The following is a 16,773-nucleotide window of genomic DNA, read 5'->3' as shown; positions in this document are numbered from 1 at the left end:
AACTAGGCTATGATTAAGCCCAATCAGGTATTCAACTTTTTTCTCTATGTAATTATTCTGGTGGAGCAACCCACCCCGCCAGCTCCTGCCAGGAAATCAGCGCGATAGCCAGAACGGCCAGGGCTAAACCGATCTTGTTGGCGATTGATAGCTTTTCGTGAAAGAACAAGCCTGCGGTGAGGGCTGCTACCAGAATGACGCCGATGTTGTAGAGCGGATACACAAACGCACCATTGCCGCCGAAAGCTGAGAGCGCCAGCAGCAGGGTGTAAAAGCTCAGGAAGTTGGGTACACCCAGCGTAACGGCCGCTACCAGACTACGGACTTCCAGTTTTTCCCTGCCCTGCACCAGCCGCACCGCCAGCATCAGCATCCCGGCGATAACGGCCCCCAGCACCATCACCAGGGTTACCAATACGGTCTGGTCGGTGGATGGAATGTAGTGGATGTTCATGTAGTTGATCAGCGTGTTGGTAGCTCCGTACATCAGAAAAACCGCCACCGGCAGCAACACGTTTATACCAACCGTCCGGCGCTGGGCTTTCTCTTCTTTCTTAACCGTACTCAGGCCCACCGCCACCAGCGCCAGCACCAGACCGAAGTAATTCCAGCCATCGAAGGTTTTGCCGCCCACCCGGAACACAAACAGGCTGAAACAGACCGGTATCACCAGCGACAGGTTATTGGCCAGCGACGTTACCGTAATGCCCATCCGCTGCGTGGAAGCCCCCGACAGCATAAAGGTGATAATAAAGCCCACGCCTAAGCCCAGGGCGAGCCAAGTCCAGGTTTGCGAAAGGTCCACGGTAAACGTCTGTCCGGCCGGCATCAGTAAATAACCGGTCAGGAAACAGACGGGGTAGTTAAAGACAATGGCCTGAAAGGTATTGACCTGGAACCGGGGAAATACCCGGAAATTAAGCAGCAATACTACCGATAACAGTACGCTGAGTATCAGATAGAGCATAATCGTTACGAATGGGTAGTCCGTAGGCGTACGAACGAAAGTTGACCCAAAATTGCAACGATTTATGAAGCGATGTATGCCGGATGAACCATATTTTCAAACGAATAGATCTCATCCCATTTGGCCTGGGTAATCAGCTGACGCTCCACCACTACCAGCTGATGCACTGATTTACCCGTCGCGAGCGCTTCTTTGGCAATGGCGGCCGATGTCTCGTAACCCAGAATGGGGTTGAGGGCCGTGACGATGCCGATGCTGTTCATCACCATATTCCGGCACACATCCACGTTGGCCGTAATGCCGTCTACGCATTTGGTCCAGAGGGTATTCACAGCGTTGGTCATGTAGTTGAGTGCCGTAAACAGGCTGAACGCAATCACCGGTTCCATCACGTTCAATTGCAACTGTCCGGCTTCAGCGGCCATGGTAATGGTCATATCGGCTCCCACCACATAAAAAGCTGTTTGGTTTACCACCTCCGGAATTACCGGATTTACCTTTCCCGGCATAATGGAAGACCCCGGCTGCAGGGGCGGCAGCCTGATCTCGTTCAGGCCGGTGCGGGGTCCCGACGACAATAGCCGCAAGTCATTACAGATCTTTGAGAGCTTAATGGCGCTGCGTTTCAGCGAGCCCGACACCTGCACGTAGGTACCCATGTCGGAGGTGGCTTCAATCAGGTCCGGGGCCAGGTGCATGGGCAGGCCGGAGACCTCGGCCAGGTACTTCACGCATAGTTCCGGATAGCCTTCGGGCGCGTTGATGCGGGTGCCGATGGCCGTAGCTCCCATATTGCATTCGAGCAGCTTGTGCTGGGCCTCGCGCATGTGCCGGATATCGTCGCCAATGGTGGTCGCAAAGGCATGAAACTCCTGCCCCAGCGTCATGGGGACGGCATCCTGCAGCTGGGTCCGGCCCATTTTCAGCACGTCACTGAACGCATCTGCTTTCCGGGAAAACGACTGCCGCAAGGCCGCCAGCGCATCCAGGTAGGCTTCTACCTTCCGGTTCAGGGCCATCATGAGCGCTGTCGGGTAGGCATCGTTGGTCGACTGTGAGCAGTTGACGTGGTTGTTGGGGTGCAGGTGCTGGTACTCGCCTTTGTGGTAGCCGAGGTATTCGAGGCCGATGTTGGCGATTACCTCGTTCACGTTCATATTGACCGACGTACCGGCACCACCCTGAATCAGGTCCGTTAGAAACTGGTCCTGGTATTCACCGGCAATCAGCCTGTCGCAGGCAAACACAATGGCTTCCGCGAGTTGGGTGTCCAGTACGCCCAGATCCCGGTTGGCCAGGGCAGCCGCTTTTTTCACGTAGGCAAACGCCTGGATAAAGTAGGGTTCGGTGGCGTTGGTGATGCCGGTTATGGTAAAGTTCTCCAGCGCCCGCAGGGTTTGAATCCCGTAGTAGGCGGTATTGGGGATCTGTTTTTCGCCAAGAAAATCGTGCTCAACGCGGTATGTTATGTCATCCATCGGAAAATGCAGGATTATGCTTCGGTAGCAGGCCGGCGTTTACCGCTGCTCCTAGTACATACCACCTGCACGTAAAAAAGTTAAGAAGCTTTTTTACCCGCCCAAGCGGTTTTCCCGGTGCAACATTGGTTGCTGAAACAGGAACATTTTCCTACCTTACACCCATTCCTGCCACCATACCCACCGTATTATGCTCACCGGCCTCTTTTCAAACACTATAAAAACCTGTAAACTGCTCCTAGCTACGTTCGCTTTACTTACGTTGTCTATTGCCTGTGCGCAGATCCCCCCGAAAAAGCACCCCAAAACCAGCGGCAAAGGCTGGACCAACCTGTTCAAGGCTGATCTGTCTAACGCTACCTATCCCAAAGGTGTCTGGAGCCTGACAAACGGCGAACTGACCGCTACCGAAGACAAATCGATCTGGACCAGACGGCCGTACAATGATTTTATCCTGGACCTGGAATTCAAGACCGCACCGGGCACCAACAGTGGTGTTATTGTTTACGCCAGCGATACCGTCAACTGGATACCCAATTCGGTGGAGATTCAGATTGCCGATGATTACAGCGAGGAATGGAGAAAATCGCCAGCGTACTACCAGTGTGCCGCTATATTCGGGCACAAGGCGGCTACGAAGCAAAACGTGGTGAAGCAGCCGGGTGCGTGGAACCGCTACACCATCACCTGCCAGGGCAAAAAGATCTGGGTGGTATTAAACAACCAGTTGGTCAATACCATCGATCTGAGCGAGTACACCTCCGCCAAAAAGAACCCCGACGGCACCGACATTCCTAATTGGCTCAGCAAACCACTCTCCTCCCTGCCCACGCAGGGCTATATTGGCTTTCAGGGCAAGCATGCCGGCGCCCCTATCTGGTTCCGCAACATCCGGGTTCAGGAACTGTAACCTCAGTATGTCAACAACCGGAACTGGCGACGGACATCGGCTAATGCGGAAACCCGGACAATATAAAGCCCCTTCATACAGCCCATCCGTCATCCTTACCTCCATGCCGTGCGCCCGCTGGCCTACCACCCGCACGCGAGCAATGAGTATCTGCGGTTTGCCGTATACCCCCTGAACCACGTCCATAAACGCCCCCCCCATCCATGCAGGAACAGGCGCCGGCGGTTGTCACACCCAGCATGGCCAGCAGGCAAAAAAGTATGAGTTGTTTCATCAGCCTAGTCTTTGCCGAAAAGACCCATTTTTTACCAGGATGGTTGAAGGCAAACGGAAAAAGACACTGACTATTGGACACCACACACGCCCTGGACATCAAATCTAACGTCCAGTGTCCAGCCTCCTCAATGCACCCGTATCTGTCTTTGAAACTCCCTGATCAGCCGGGTGTTGCCGGCCAGCCAGATCACATCGCCGAGCAGAAAGAGCGTAGTGGAGTCGGGATTGAGCAGGCGCCTGCCTTCCCGCTCGATGCCCACGATCAGGCCCTGCGTTTTTTCGTTGATCTGAGACTCCCAGATACTTTGTCCAACAAACGGAAATGCTTCATCAACGGTGATTCGCTCCAGCGAGACTTCATGAACCGGCGTAGTTATCGGAGTCCCATCCTCTTCTACCAGCGTCCGGAACTGCTCCAGTTGCGAGTCTGTGCCAATAACAGCCAGTTTATCTCCCGGAAAGAGCCGGTCGTACCGGTTCGGTACCAGCCTGGTGATCCGCCCCCGCTCAATAGAAATAATGTTGACACCATATCGCTCCCGGATTGCCAGTTCTTCCAGGGTCTTACCCACGCACGCCGACTCCGGGATGACCTCCACATAAGCCAGGTGCGCATCCCAGGGCAGCAGGTTACGGCCGGGCCGGTTTTTTTGGTGTTGCTGTCGTCCGTGAAAGTTCACCAGAAAATGCTTTTCAATGCGGTCGTACAAAAACGGAATCCGCTTACCCATCAGCCACCAGATTAGCCCAATCAGCAGCATGGCCAGTATCATCAGGGTAAACGAAAAGTGCTGATTCAGGTAAAACAGAATCAACCCTAAGGCCAGCACAACCCGAACGCTGTTGAGCACGACCAGCGGCCCTTGATAGGCCTGTTTATCGGCCCAGATGCGATTGTAGGTAGCCGGGTAAACGGGTCGTAAGGCCAGGGCCCAAAGGAACGGCACCATCAGCACCAGCGAACCCAGGCCAGTTAGGAGTTTCGCCCAGGCCTGGCTCATATTCCCGTTTACCAGAGCCGGCAAAAGCACCCGGGAGGTTAACAGGACGATACCGGCAATGACAATGGTATTGATCAGCATGGTCTGCAGGTAGGCCCGGATCAGCAGCCGCCAGTCGCTTACGCTGCCGATGCTCCGGGCTCCGGCGCTGTAGTTTCGCAGCATGATCCGGGTACGTTTACTGAACCGGTTCTCCAGCCAGCCGTATACCGGTTCAGCCGCCCGCATCAGATACGGCGTGGTGAAGGCGGTAATTCCCGACACTGCCACGGCAATCGGGTACAAAAAATTCTCGGTTACCCGCAGACTTAACCCCAGACTGGCAATGATGAACGAAAATTCGCCGATCTGCGTGAGGCTCATGCCGGTCTGGATAGCCCCCTTCAGCGGCTGCCCGGCAATGAGGGAGCCTAGTGTCACGTACACGGCCTTACCAACAATCACCGCCACGGTAATCAACGCAATGGGACCGGCATACTGCACCAGCACCGTCATATCAATCAGCATTCCCACCGACACGAAAAACACCGCGCCGAACAAATCCCGGATCGGCTTGAGCAGGTGTTCAATGCGTTCACCATACACCGTTTCGGCCAGAATAGAACCCATGATGAACGCGCCTAAGGCAGACGAAAAGCCGACACTGGTTACCAGCATGACCATGCCCAGACACAAGGCCAGCGAGATCACCAGCAGGGTTTCGTCGTTGATGAATCTACGGCTGGCCCGCAGCAGCGAGGGAATCAGGAAAATGCCCCCCAGAAACCAGATTACCAGAAAGAAGACAAGTTTTAGTACCGCCGTCAGCATCTCGGTACTGAACAACTGATTGGTAGCGGCCAGGGTAGACAGCAGCACCATGAGCAGAATGGCAACCAGATCTTCAATGATCAGCACCCCAAATACCACGCCGGCAAACTGCTGGGTTTTAATCCCCAGCTCTTCAAAGGCGCGAAAGATGATGGTCGTAGACGAGATGGCGATGATCCCGCCCAGAAAGATACTGTTCATGGTTGACCACCCCAGCGCCTGCCCCGTCAGATAGCCCAGCACCAGCATCCCCGAAATCTCGAAAATGCCGGTTATAACGGCCGTTCCTCCTACCTGAGCCAGTTTTTTGATGCTAAACTCCAGCCCGAGGTTGAACAGCAGGATAATGACGCCGATGTCGGCCCAGATCCGGATCGTCTCCGGATCGGTAATGGTCGGGAAAAGCGGAAAATTAGGGCCTATCAGCAGCCCCGCCAGGATATAGCCCAGCACCAGGGGCTGTTTAAGCCGTTTAAAGAGCAGGGTCGTAACGGCCGCTGCACCCAAAATTAAAGCCAGGTCACGGATCAGATAGGGCAAGTGGGTCATAAATAATTCCTGTTCGGAATCCTGCTTTCCGGCAGGAGTTCTCTCCATAAACCGACGTATAGCGGTTTAGGCAGCCCCCGCAACATTTTTTTATTTACGACCACCCTCTTTCGTAATTCGCTCCAGCTACGAATCTCTAGGGATAGCTGGATTTTCTGAGTGCGTTTTGGAATGTTTCTGAAAGCGCTTAATCAGTTTGGTGTTTCCCGCCAGCCAGAGTACATCACCCGCCAGAAAGATGGTGGTGGAGTCGGGATTGAGCAGGCGCCTGCCTTCCCGCTCGATACCCACGATCAACCCCTGGGTGGCTTCCCGGATACCCGATTCCCGTATCGACCGGCCAACGAACGGAAACGAGGTATCTACCGTAAGTTTTTGCAGCGACACCTCCTGCACCACCGTATCCAGCGACGTATCTTCTGTCTCCCCTGACTCCAGCAAATGCCTGAATTGTTCCAGTTGCTGATCGGTACCGATGACTGCCAGTTTATCGTTGGGGTATAGCTGATCTGTCCGGTTCGGTACCAGTTTGGTGATGCGGCCCCGCTCAATAGACACGATGTTGATGCCGAACCGTTCGCGTAAGGCCAGAGCCTGCAGCGGCTTACCGATCAGCGAGGACTCCGGCGCTACGTCGACATAGGCCAGATGGGCATCCCAGGGCCGCAGGTTCCAGCCGGGCCGGGCATGCTGCTGGTGCTGATGAGCGTGTAGATTCAACAAAAACTGCCTTTCCATCAAATCATAGATCAGCGGGACATGATCTACCATCAAGCCAGCCAGTAAGGCCAGCAACAGCAGCACCATAACCACCACGGCCAGGGAGAAAAGCTGACTAAGGTAAAACAGGACTAAACCAACCGCCACCACGACCCGGCCGACAGTTAAAACAAGCAGCGGCCCCCGGAACGACTTTTTGGCTGCCCACCCCTGCACGTTAACCGAGCTGTTGACGGGCCGGAAGGCCAGTGCCCACAGAAACGGGATCATCAGCGACAGCGCGATCAGCCCGGTCAGCAACTGCGCCCAGACGGGTTGCATCCCATGCGACAGCCAGTATGGAGACAACACCCGCGTGGCCAGCAGAATAATGCCTACCACCACAATACCGTTCACCACCATCGTCTGAACGTACGACCGCATCAGCACCCGCCAGTTGCTTACGCTCCCGATGGTCTGCGCGCCGGCGCTGTAGCTGCTCAGCACCATCCGGGTCCGCTTACTCAGCCGCCCCTCCAGCCAATCGTACACCGGCCCGGCGGCCCGAATCAGATACGGTGTTGTAAAAGCAGTCAGCGCCGATACCCCGACGGCAATGGGATACAAAAAATCACTGGTTACCCGCAGGCTCAACCCCAGCGTGGCAATAATAAAGGAAAATTCGCCGATCTGCGTGAGGCTCATGCCGGTCTGGATGGCCCCCTTCAGCGGCTGACCTGCCACCAGGGCACCCACGGTTACATGAAACGCCTTACCGGCAATAACCACCACGGTAATCAGCGCAATGGGACCGGCATACTGAACCAGCACCGCCGGATCAATCAACATACCGACCGACACAAAAAACACCGCGCCGAACAAATCCCGGATCGGCTTGAGCAGGTGTTCGATGCGCTCTACAAACAGCGTTTCGGCCAGAATAGAGCCCATGATAAAAGCACCCAAAGCGGACGAAAAGCCCACACTGGTCACCAGCATAACCATGCCCAGACAGAGGGCCAGCGAGATCACCAGCAGGGTTTCGTCATTGATGAATTTACGGCTGGCCCGCAGCAGCGAAGGAATGAGCAGAATACCACCCAGAAACCAGATTACCAGGAAGAAACCAAGCTTCAGCACCGCCGTCAACATCTCGGTACTGAACAGCTGATTGGTGGCCGCCAGCGTCGATAAAAGTACCAGCAGCAGAATGGCAACCAGGTCTTCAATGATGAGGATACCGAATACCAGACTGGCAAACTGCTGGGTTTTCACCCCCAGCTCTTCAAAGGCGCGGAAGATGATGGTGGTCGATGAAATAGCAACCATACCCCCCAGAAAGATGCAGTCCATGGTCGACCAACCCAGCACCTGCCCCGTCAGGTAGCCCAGTCCCAGCATCCCGCCGATCTCAATCAGACCAGTCAGCCCAGCGGTTCCTCCTACCTGAGCCAGTTTCTTGAAACTAAACTCCAGCCCAAGGTTAAACAGCAGGATAATCACGCCAATGTCGGCCCAGATCCGGATTGTCTCCGGATCGGCGATGGTTGGAAAAAGCGGAAGATTAGGCCCTACCAGCAACCCGGCCAGAATATAACCCAGCACCAATGGCTGCTTCAGGCGCTTGAAAAGCAGGGTCGTGACGGCCGCTGCGCCTAAGATCAGCGCCAGATCACGGATCAGATTTGGTAAGTGGACCATACAGACAAACGGGTTGAGGGTAACAAGTCTACAGAACAAGGCCTGTCAACGCAAGTTCAAGACCTGGCGGGAGATCCCGATAACGGCGAAGCGGCAGCGACTCCTGCCGCGCAAAAGCCCGGCACAGGGCCGTTGGCAGGACCGGCAGGAAGCCCGGCGATGGAAACTCATGCGTGTTCGTCCGGACGCTGAACAAAGTCGCGTCGGAAAAGCAGTTGGATTTGTGCCCTGACGGGGCGGAATGCCTGCCTTTCCGCTCGGCTATCGGCTCCGCCTTAACCAAAACTATCGGCAACAGCACAAGAAGGAAGGCCGCCAGCCATCCGGCCCGTTTGGTGCCTTCCCTGTCGTATGTGCAGCGGGTCTCCTTTCATGCCTCTAAACAAACTTAGCGTTTTCTGTCAAGACTACCAAGCCCGTACCCCAGTCTGGCAGTGACGCTACATGCAGCAGGACCAGGCGTTCCCCTGTTCAACAATTCGGCTTATTTCCTTATCTTGCCAGATAATTTTATTTAATCCGGCACCGTTACCATATCCCGCATGACTCGCCTGCTAATCCAGTTTGCACATCCGGCCCTGGAGAAATCCCGCGTCAATCGGTTGATTCTGTCGATGCTCAAAACACTCGACTTTGTCACCATTAATGATCTCTACGAAAACTACCCTGATTTTGATATTGATATTGACCGGGAGCAGCAGTTGTTGCTGGACCACGAGTACGTTATTCTGCAGCACCCGTTTTACTGGTATAGTTCCCCGGCCATTATCAAACAATGGGAGGATCTTGTGCTGGAGCATGGATGGGCCTACGGCCGGGAGGGCGTAGCCCTTACCGGCAAGAAAATGATGAATGCCGTCACGGTCGGCGGCCGCCACGAAGCGTACCGGGAAGGCAGCTTTAACCGCTTTACCATCCGCCAGTTTCTGGCCCCGTTTGACCAGACTGCCAACCTGTGCAAAATGACCTACCTTCCGCCGTTTATCATCTCCGGTACACACCGGCTGACTGACGAAATGATCCGGCACCACGTAAGCCGGTATCAGCAGTTTCTGGAAATGCTGGCCAGTGGCCAGTTCGATATTAACGCCGTGAAAAATCTGGAAAATCTCAACGACCTTATCCCACTTAATCAGCCGTTATGAGCCGCACCGTTCTAATTCAGGCCATTATTTACCTGGCCTCAGGCGTACTCTTTGTTCCCCTGGCCAAACGACTGGGACTCGGCTCCGTGCTGGGATACCTGCTGGCGGGGGTGGCTATCGGTCCGGCCGTACTGGGGCTGGTTGGGGCCGAAGGCCAGGATATTATGCACTTTGCCGAATTTGGCGTGGTCATTATGCTGTTCCTGATCGGTCTTGAACTGGAACCTGAACTGCTCTGGAAATTACGGATACCTATTCTCGGTCTGGGCGGCCTGCAGGTTCTGCTCACCGCCCTGCTGATCGGCGGATTAGGTATCCTGGCCGGTCTGGCCTGGCAACCGGCACTGGCGCTAGGGATGATTCTGTCCATGTCCTCGACGGCGATTGTGCTGCAGACCATGAACGAAAAAGGCCTGATGCAAACCTCAACCGGGCAGAGTACGTTTTCGGTATTGCTGTTTCAGGATATCGCCGTGATTCCTATTCTGGCCCTGCTGCCACTGCTGGCAACGTTCCCGGTCAGTACGATTGCCGGTGATCACGGGCACGATTCGCTGGTTGGGGGACTGCCGGGCTGGCTGCGGATGCTGGTGGTGCTGGCTGCGGTGCTGGCGGTGGTATTTCTGGGACGTGTAGTTATGCGCCCCGTCTTTCAGATCATTGCCCGCACCGGCTTGCGGGAAGTATTTATCGCCACGGCCCTGCTGCTGGTGGTGGGTGTAGCACTGCTGATGGAGACGGTAGGCCTTAGTCCGGCCCTCGGCTCGTTTGTGGCCGGGGTCGTACTGGCAAACAGCGAATACAAACACGAACTGGAGAGCGACATTGACCCGTTTAAAGGACTGCTGCTCGGATTGTTCTTTATATCTGTCGGCGCTTCCATCAACTTCGACCTGATTCTCTCAAATCCGGGGCTCATTGCCGCTATCGTTGGCGGTATGATGCTGGCAAAAGCCACGATACTGGCTATTCTGGGAAAACGATTCAAACTCAGCACCGACCAGAACCTCACCTTTGCCCTGGCCCTCTGCCAGGTGGGCGAGTTTGCCTTTGTTCTGTTGTCTTTCGCCCTGCAAAACGGCATTCTGCCCGCTGAACTGGTTAGCCTTATGACAGCCGCCGTAGCCATCAGTATGGCGCTGACTCCGCTGGCTTTTCTGTTGAACGAGAAGGTGCTGCTACCCCGGATCGGGACCAAAGAAACACCCCGGAAGCAGGCAGATCATATAGACGAACACCACCCTGTCATTATTGCAGGCTTCGGGCGGTTTGGTAACATTGTCGGTCGCTTTCTGCGGGCCAACAAGATTGGTACCACGGTACTCGATTTTGACTCCGACCGGGTTGATGTGCTGCGGAAGATTGGGCTTAAAGTCTACTATGGCGATGCCTCCCGGTACGATCTGCTGCGTTCGGCCGGGGCCGAACACGCCAAGCTCATTATCATTGCCCTTGGTTCGCCGGAAAAATCAAAGGCCCTCGTCGAAACCGTACAGAAACACTTTCCGCACCTCAAGATTCTGGTCCGGGCTTATGACCGCGACGATGCTTATGATTTTATGGAGTCAGGCGTTGAGCATATTTATCGCGAAACGATTGACACCTCCCTGCGCCTGGGCGTCGATGCCATGAAACTGCTGGGCATGCGGGCGTATCACTCCCAGCGGGCGGCCCGGCTCTTTCTTAAGCACGACGACAAAGCCCTGACTGAACTGGCGGCCGTCCGACACGACCGCAAGCAGTACTTCTCGACGGCCCGCCGGCGTATTCAGGAACTCGAACAACTCATCGGCTCAGACGAAGCGAACCGGTGGCTCAAAGAAGTTGACGAAGGCTGGGACCCGGACAGTCTGCGCGAAGAGGCTAACCGTGGTATGTTTATACGACCAGAGAACGGAACCACTGGTCCGGTTAACGCTTAATGTCAACAGATCCGGTTCCTGTGTTTATTCATCTGCTACGGCAGCAATACCCGGTCGATTACATGAATCACCCCGTTGGTAGCCATCATATCAGGCTGCGTTACATTTGCGGCTGACGTCCCGTTGCCACTACCCAGGATAGTGACGGCATTGCCACTGACTGTAACGGCGGCCGTTCCTCCCTGCAGGGTTGTTACCCTCCCGGTTGTGTAGAAAGGCGAAAATACCCGGCCGTTCACCACATGATACGTCAGTATGTTTTGTAAGGTTGCCGCATCGGCCCGGTTAATCGCCGTTGTATCAGCATAGCCGGCCGCCTGAAACGCGGCATTGGTCGGCGCAAAAACTGTGAGCGGGTTAGCCGATGTCGACAGCGCATTCAGTACCGCAGCCCCTCCCCGTCTGACAGCCGCTACCAGTAAACTCAGGTTTGGATTAGTCTGCGCCACCTGGAGCAGATTGCCGGCCGGTGGCATAAGCAACCGGTCGATCAGATACAGAGTTCCTCCGTTGCTGAGCAGCTGTGTCTCCAGGAGTTGCGCATTATTGATATATACCCGGTTGGTAGCCGTGTTCCGGTTGATGTACGCCATGGCATTGCCTGCCGTTGTTACGGTTGCCGTACCCGACGTTTCGAACACCGACGGGGGTACGTTAGTCCGCAGCATATGGTACCGGAGTACCTGCTGCAACGTAGCAATAGGTGCCGCATTAATGGCATTGACATCAGCATACCCAGCCCGGCGGAAGGCCGCATCGGAAGGCACAAACAAGGTTATATTGTTTCTCCGGATCGAGTCGGTAAGGCCCGCCCGGCTTAGTGAAGCGCTGAATAGAGAGTAGTTTCCCGCCGTCGTATTGGTGCTGGCGTCAAACCAGTCGGCTGCGGTTTGATACTGCGGACTTATATTGGCATCGTCATCAGTAGTATTTTCGCAACTGGTCAGCGCCAGACTGCCCGCAATCAGCGTAGCCAGCCATAGGCCCGTCGTGACCTGGAAAAACAATCGGTTTATCATATCAATTTACAATTCGTGAACGTAAGTATCCACTGGCGGCTGCCCAATCCGGCGGCACCTGTAAGTACCAACCCCTCAGGTAAAGTATTGTTGCCTTTTACGAGTGTGGGACCAAGCCATATACTCAGTTCATAACAATATTGGTAAGCACATCCCCCGGCAAAGTTGTTTACCATTACAGATTATACAACCTTTGTCGACATAATCCATTACAGTCCATGCAAATCTCAAAACACAAAGTAGCCGGCATCAACTACACGCTTCGCGATAATGACGGCAACGTACTCGACTCCAGTGAGGGGCGCGATCCGCTCTACTATCTGCACGGAGAAGGCAATCTGATTCCGGGCATGGAAGAAGGCCTCGAAGGCAAAACAGAAGGCGATAAGTTTGAATTGAAAGTATCTCCCGATAAAGGCTACGGTGAACGTGATCCCGAGCTGGTGCAGGAGGTTCCCCGCAGCGCCTTTGGCACGCAGGACGTCCGTCCCGGCATGCAGTTTCAGGCCAATCATGGCCAGATTGTCACCGTCACCCAGGTCGGCGGTGAGCAGGTCACTATCGATGCCAACCACCCGCTGGCTGGTCAGGAACTGAATTTTGACGTTGAAATCATAGAAGTTCGCGACGCCACGGCGGAAGAAATCGCCCACGGCCACGTACACGGACCCGGCGGTCATCAACATTAACGCTTAATTGCAAAAAGGCCGTTCACGCGGCCTTTTTTGTTGGCGGCAGTAACTTCGCCAAACGACCAATGGTATTAGCCAGCTTAATTGCCATACAGATTCCGGGCAATAAATTCATTGCGAAGCTTGCCCTTAGGATCGTATTGCTTAGCCAGCTGTTTAAAGTCGTGGAGCTTTTCATAGAGCGACTGAAGTTTGGCCGGCGCCATAGTAAAAAGCTTTCCCCAATGCGGCCGGGCCTGGTAGGCTGCCAGCTCTTTTTCAATCAGAGGCAACACCTTGCTAACGGATGGCCAATCCTGCTTCCAGGTAAAATGCAGCGCAATGCTCGGTTGTTTATAACACGGACTCATCCAAAGCTCATCGGCGGCAATGCTGCGTACCTCCGAAATCATCAGATGCGGACTCACCTGGTTACGCAGCCGCTCTACCGCCAGAATAGCCTCGACGGCGTGCTGCCGGGGCACAAAATATTCGGACTGCAACTCTTTACCGCTGCTGGGGGTGAACCCCATTCGGAAGTGCGGCAGCCGCTCATACCACGGTCCAGTCACCCCCATCTGTTCGGTGCAGTTCTCAGCCGATAGTTCAGCGATGGGATGCAGGTTCTTTGTCGCATGCATCGCTCCATAAAAGTCAGCATTTGGCTGGAAGGCAGAACTGGCTTCCAGCCGGCTTTTAATCCAGACTTCGTTGATCCGCTGCTTCTGCCAGTCGGTAAAGAGGCTGACGCTGTAGCCACTCGCCATTATAGCGTTAAAATGCTCCTTTAGCTGACTAAGCGGTAAGTTCTCGTATACATACTGCTTCATCATATACGTCGGCTGCAGGTCAAGGGTAACCTTAGTGACTACTCCCAGCGTACCCAGGCCGACTACGGCTCCCCGGAACGTGTCGCCGTCTTTCTTCCGGGAGAGTCTTACCACGTCGCCACCTGCCGTTATCATCTCCAGTGCCGATACCGCCGTAGCCAGATTTCCGTTTTTCATACCTGACCCGTGCGTTGCCGTGGCACAGGCACCGGCGATGGAGATATGCGGCAGCGAAGCCAGGTTGTGCAGGGCAAACCCGTTCTTGTGCAGATAGGGAGCCAGTTGTCCGTACTTTAATCCGGCATCAACGGTCACTGTACGGGCCGGGGCGTCTATGGCAATAGCCGCTTCCATCGGTATTGGCGAGACGAGGTTCTGCGTGCTGTCGGCAATACCATTGAAGCAATGACGGGTGCCCAATACCCGAAGGCTGTCCAACTTCTTAACCAGCGCCTGCACCTGAGCTGCGGAGGAGGGCCGATGCAAACAATCGGTGCTATACGTATAATTTCCCGCCCAGTTCTTTAGCTTTGTTTCGCCTGCCCAGGTCAGCAGGGGTGAAAGCACCGGGCTAGCGATCACCGCTGAGGATAGTTTGATAAACGTTCTCTTTTTCATGGTTGAGGGTGAAGAGGTAAAGATAAAACGTAAAGTGTACTCCTGCTCCTGAATAGGCTAAAGTTTCTGCCCCCGCCAAGGAGTTCGTAAACGGTTGCCCGATTACTGACCTGACTGTCTATCTTTACAGGCAAGAAGCAACTCTATTAACCAGATAGTATGAAAAAATTAATTTATTTCGCCTTAACCTTATGTTTGAGCCTGCCGGCTTTGGCCCAGACAGATGATGGTGTGAACACTTTTGCGGTAAAAGTAAACGGCAAGGAATGGAAAGGCAAAGCTCAACGGCTAGTACTGCCTTTAGGCTTAAACTATATCGCCATTGCCGGCATGTCGGTTAATCCAGACATCCAGACCTGGGTTCGTTTTGTATATACCGATAATCTGAAACCCGGTACTTACCAGATTGTCCGTGAGGCTGATATGGAGAGTAAACTTCGGTCGACCGGCATGGTCGCCCTGGTCGACTACACCGAAGAAACCGGTAAACTAGGTATGGGTTTTCACGACGGTGAGTCAAATGAAGGAACGGTAACCATCACCAAAGTTACCGATACCTCAATTGAAGGCACTTTCGAAGCTAAGCTAAAAGGCGTTTACTACCAGAAGCGGGCCTCGGCCGTATTGACGGGATTGGGTATTCAGAATAACCTCGAAGAAAAAGCGATTACGGCCGCCGGCGGTGGTATGTTGGTCAAAGGCGATCCACACGAACACGACAACTGCAAAAAGACCAATAAAACGGATGAGATTACGCTGACCGGAGGTACATTTAAAGTCAGTTGGAATGGCAACCAGGCCCAGAAGAAGAGTAAATAGGCATCAGCCGTTCTCAGTAGGCCGACACTGGTACCGGGAGTGGTTCATCAGAAAATAGAAAACTTCAATAAGAAGCCTGCAAAAGCGGGCTTCTTATTTTATTACAAACCGGCCTATACATCCTGTATGCTTTCTGCCTGCAGAGAACTGCCAACTTACTAAACTATGTCTTTACCCACTCATCCAGATCTGGCTCCAATCACCCGTCACTTGCGGGCTATGTACAGTTCTCGTTTACTCATTGCCGCCGTTCACCACCTCTATGTATTTGAAGAGTTGGCCACTAGTCCGCTTTCCATAGAAGACTTACAAACACGACTTGGATTGAAGGAGCGGCCAGCCATGGTTCTTTTCCCGGCACTTTGCGCAATGGGTATGCTAGCGTTCAACAGAGCCAACCAGTTGCAACTAACGGATCTGGGAACCTGTTTAACCTATCGTGCAAATCCTAACCTGGCTGCGTATGTCGGCCTTGAAAAGAGTGATCCTGCTGTGCTGGAAATGGTAGAGCGGTTAAAAAATGATGGTCCGCTTAAAACGCCAACAGGTATTGCATACATAAAAGAAGGGGAAGGTCCATCACCTATGGATGATCCGGAAACCTCCCGAAGCCTGACACTTGCTTTAGCCGGTCGAGCCCAGCTTTTAGCACCTATTGTTGCCCATAAACTACCAAGGCACAATGGCCACCTGCTGGACATCGCTGGTGGCTCAGGCTTTTTCACGTACGAGTGGCTATTAGCAAATCCCGAAGCCACCGCCACGGTATTGGATCGTCCACAGGTGTTAACAGTCGCGGCAGAGTGCCTTGATACGTTCTCGCGCAGCAATCGCTCCGGAGCAGACACCGTTCCAGGGCGCGTTACTCTGCTTCCCGGCGATATGCTGACCGACGAACTTCCAGAAGCGAACCTGATTCTGGCAGCCAGTCTTTTTCACGACTGGCCAACTGAAACCTGCCGACTCCTGGCCCAGCGCTTTGCTAATACCTTGAAACCCGGGGGAGAACTATGGGTACACGATGCTTTTCTGAACGATGCGCTGGATGGACCACAGGCAGTTACAGACTATTCCGCTCAACTATTCTGGGTTACCAAAGGTAGGGCGTACAGCCGGAGGGAGTATAGGCAATGGTTTACAGAAGCGGGTCTTGTTGCTACAACAGAAAATATCTCTACGCAGTTGGACTATGGATTAATCCGGGCACTTAAACCATAGAAACCTTATTTGAAAGCAGTATCCTCTCACTATAGACCGGCTAAAAACAGCAAGAGCCGATCGGTGAGGATCGGCTCTTGGTTGTAAATAGATGAGGTGGCAGCTACCTACTCTCCCACCGGTGAAGGCAGTACCATCGG

General features: G+C 54.1%; 13 protein-coding genes. 7 read left to right on the top strand and 6 right to left on the bottom strand.

The genetic code is table 11. The annotated features are described in order from the left end of the window. Positions 1-52 precede the first annotated feature (52 nt). Positions 53-967, bottom strand: coding sequence for an EamA/RhaT family transporter (locus tag ABD949_RS16710; RefSeq protein ID WP_345245002.1), 915 nt, complete (start codon positions 965-967; stop codon positions 53-55). Positions 968-1,029: 62 nt separating this feature from the next. Then, positions 1,030-2,445, bottom strand: coding sequence for an aspartate ammonia-lyase (aspA, locus tag ABD949_RS16705; protein WP_345245001.1), 1,416 nt, complete (start codon positions 2,443-2,445; stop codon positions 1,030-1,032). Between the two features lie 190 nt (positions 2,446-2,635). Here aspA and ABD949_RS16700 point away from each other — a divergent pair, with 190 nt between their 5' ends. Continuing rightward, positions 2,636-3,355 carry a 3-keto-disaccharide hydrolase gene (locus ABD949_RS16700; protein WP_345245000.1) on the top strand — a complete coding sequence of 240 codons (720 nt, stop codon included), beginning with the start codon at positions 2,636-2,638 and terminating at the stop codon, positions 3,353-3,355. A 401-nt stretch (positions 3,356-3,756) separates the two neighbouring features. On the opposite strand, the gene ABD949_RS16695 is transcribed toward ABD949_RS16700, so the two are convergent. Further along, entirely contained in the window at positions 3,757-6,039 is a 2,283-nt protein-coding gene (locus ABD949_RS16695) for a cation:proton antiporter domain-containing protein (protein ID WP_345244999.1), read from the bottom strand. Positions 6,040-6,117: 78 nt separating this feature from the next. Then, entirely contained in the window at positions 6,118-8,391 is a 2,274-nt protein-coding gene (locus ABD949_RS16690; RefSeq protein WP_345244998.1) for a cation:proton antiporter domain-containing protein, read from the bottom strand. Positions 8,392-8,404: 13 nt separating this feature from the next. Between ABD949_RS16690 and ABD949_RS16685 the strand changes: the two genes are divergently transcribed. The 3 genes from ABD949_RS16685 (at position 8,405) to ABD949_RS16675 (ending at position 11,458) form a co-directional block, all read left to right on the top strand. Continuing rightward, positions 8,405-8,623 (top strand): hypothetical protein, encoded by a 219-nt coding sequence (locus ABD949_RS16685; RefSeq protein WP_345244997.1) that lies wholly within the window; start codon positions 8,405-8,407, stop codon positions 8,621-8,623. A gap of 310 nt (positions 8,624-8,933) precedes the next feature. Then, complete coding sequence (locus tag ABD949_RS16680) at positions 8,934-9,536, top strand: NAD(P)H-dependent oxidoreductase (RefSeq protein WP_345244996.1); 603 nt, start codon at positions 8,934-8,936, stop codon at positions 9,534-9,536. Then, positions 9,533-11,458 carry a monovalent cation:proton antiporter-2 (CPA2) family protein gene (locus ABD949_RS16675; RefSeq protein WP_345244995.1) on the top strand — a complete coding sequence of 642 codons (1,926 nt, stop codon included), beginning with the start codon at positions 9,533-9,535 and terminating at the stop codon, positions 11,456-11,458. The genes ABD949_RS16680 and ABD949_RS16675 overlap by 4 nt, the downstream gene beginning before the upstream one ends. 35 nt (positions 11,459-11,493) lie before the next feature. On the opposite strand, the gene ABD949_RS16670 is transcribed toward ABD949_RS16675, so the two are convergent. Then, positions 11,494-12,477: a fasciclin domain-containing protein gene (locus ABD949_RS16670; protein ID WP_345244994.1), complete on the bottom strand. Its 984-nt coding sequence runs from the start codon at positions 12,475-12,477 to the stop codon at positions 11,494-11,496. 218 nt (positions 12,478-12,695) lie between these two features. Between ABD949_RS16670 and ABD949_RS16665 the strand changes: the two genes are divergently transcribed. Beyond that, complete coding sequence (locus ABD949_RS16665; RefSeq protein ID WP_345244993.1) at positions 12,696-13,166, top strand: FKBP-type peptidyl-prolyl cis-trans isomerase; 471 nt, start codon at positions 12,696-12,698, stop codon at positions 13,164-13,166. A gap of 83 nt (positions 13,167-13,249) precedes the next feature. Here the strand turns inward: ABD949_RS16665 and ABD949_RS16660 are convergent, their stop codons facing one another. Continuing rightward, positions 13,250-14,596, bottom strand: a complete 1,347-nt coding sequence (locus ABD949_RS16660; protein ID WP_345244992.1) for a D-arabinono-1,4-lactone oxidase — start codon at positions 14,594-14,596, stop codon at positions 13,250-13,252. Positions 14,597-14,755: 159 nt separating this feature from the next. On the opposite strand from ABD949_RS16660, the gene ABD949_RS16655 reads away from it, so the two are divergent. Both ABD949_RS16655 and ABD949_RS16650 read left to right on the top strand, forming a co-directional pair. After that, the gene (locus tag ABD949_RS16655) at positions 14,756-15,415 is read left to right on the top strand and encodes a hypothetical protein (protein WP_345244991.1); all 660 of its coding nucleotides are present in this window, start codon (positions 14,756-14,758) and stop codon (positions 15,413-15,415) included. A 165-nt stretch (positions 15,416-15,580) separates the two neighbouring features. Next, entirely contained in the window at positions 15,581-16,633 is a 1,053-nt protein-coding gene (locus ABD949_RS16650; RefSeq protein ID WP_345244990.1) for a methyltransferase, read from the top strand. The last annotated feature ends 140 nt before the right edge of the window (positions 16,634-16,773 follow it).

The organism is Nibrella saemangeumensis (assembly GCF_039541915.1).
Classification (GTDB): Bacteria; Bacteroidota; Bacteroidia; order Cytophagales; family Spirosomataceae; genus Nibrella; species Nibrella saemangeumensis.
This window is presented reverse-complemented; position numbering and strand designations above follow the sequence as displayed.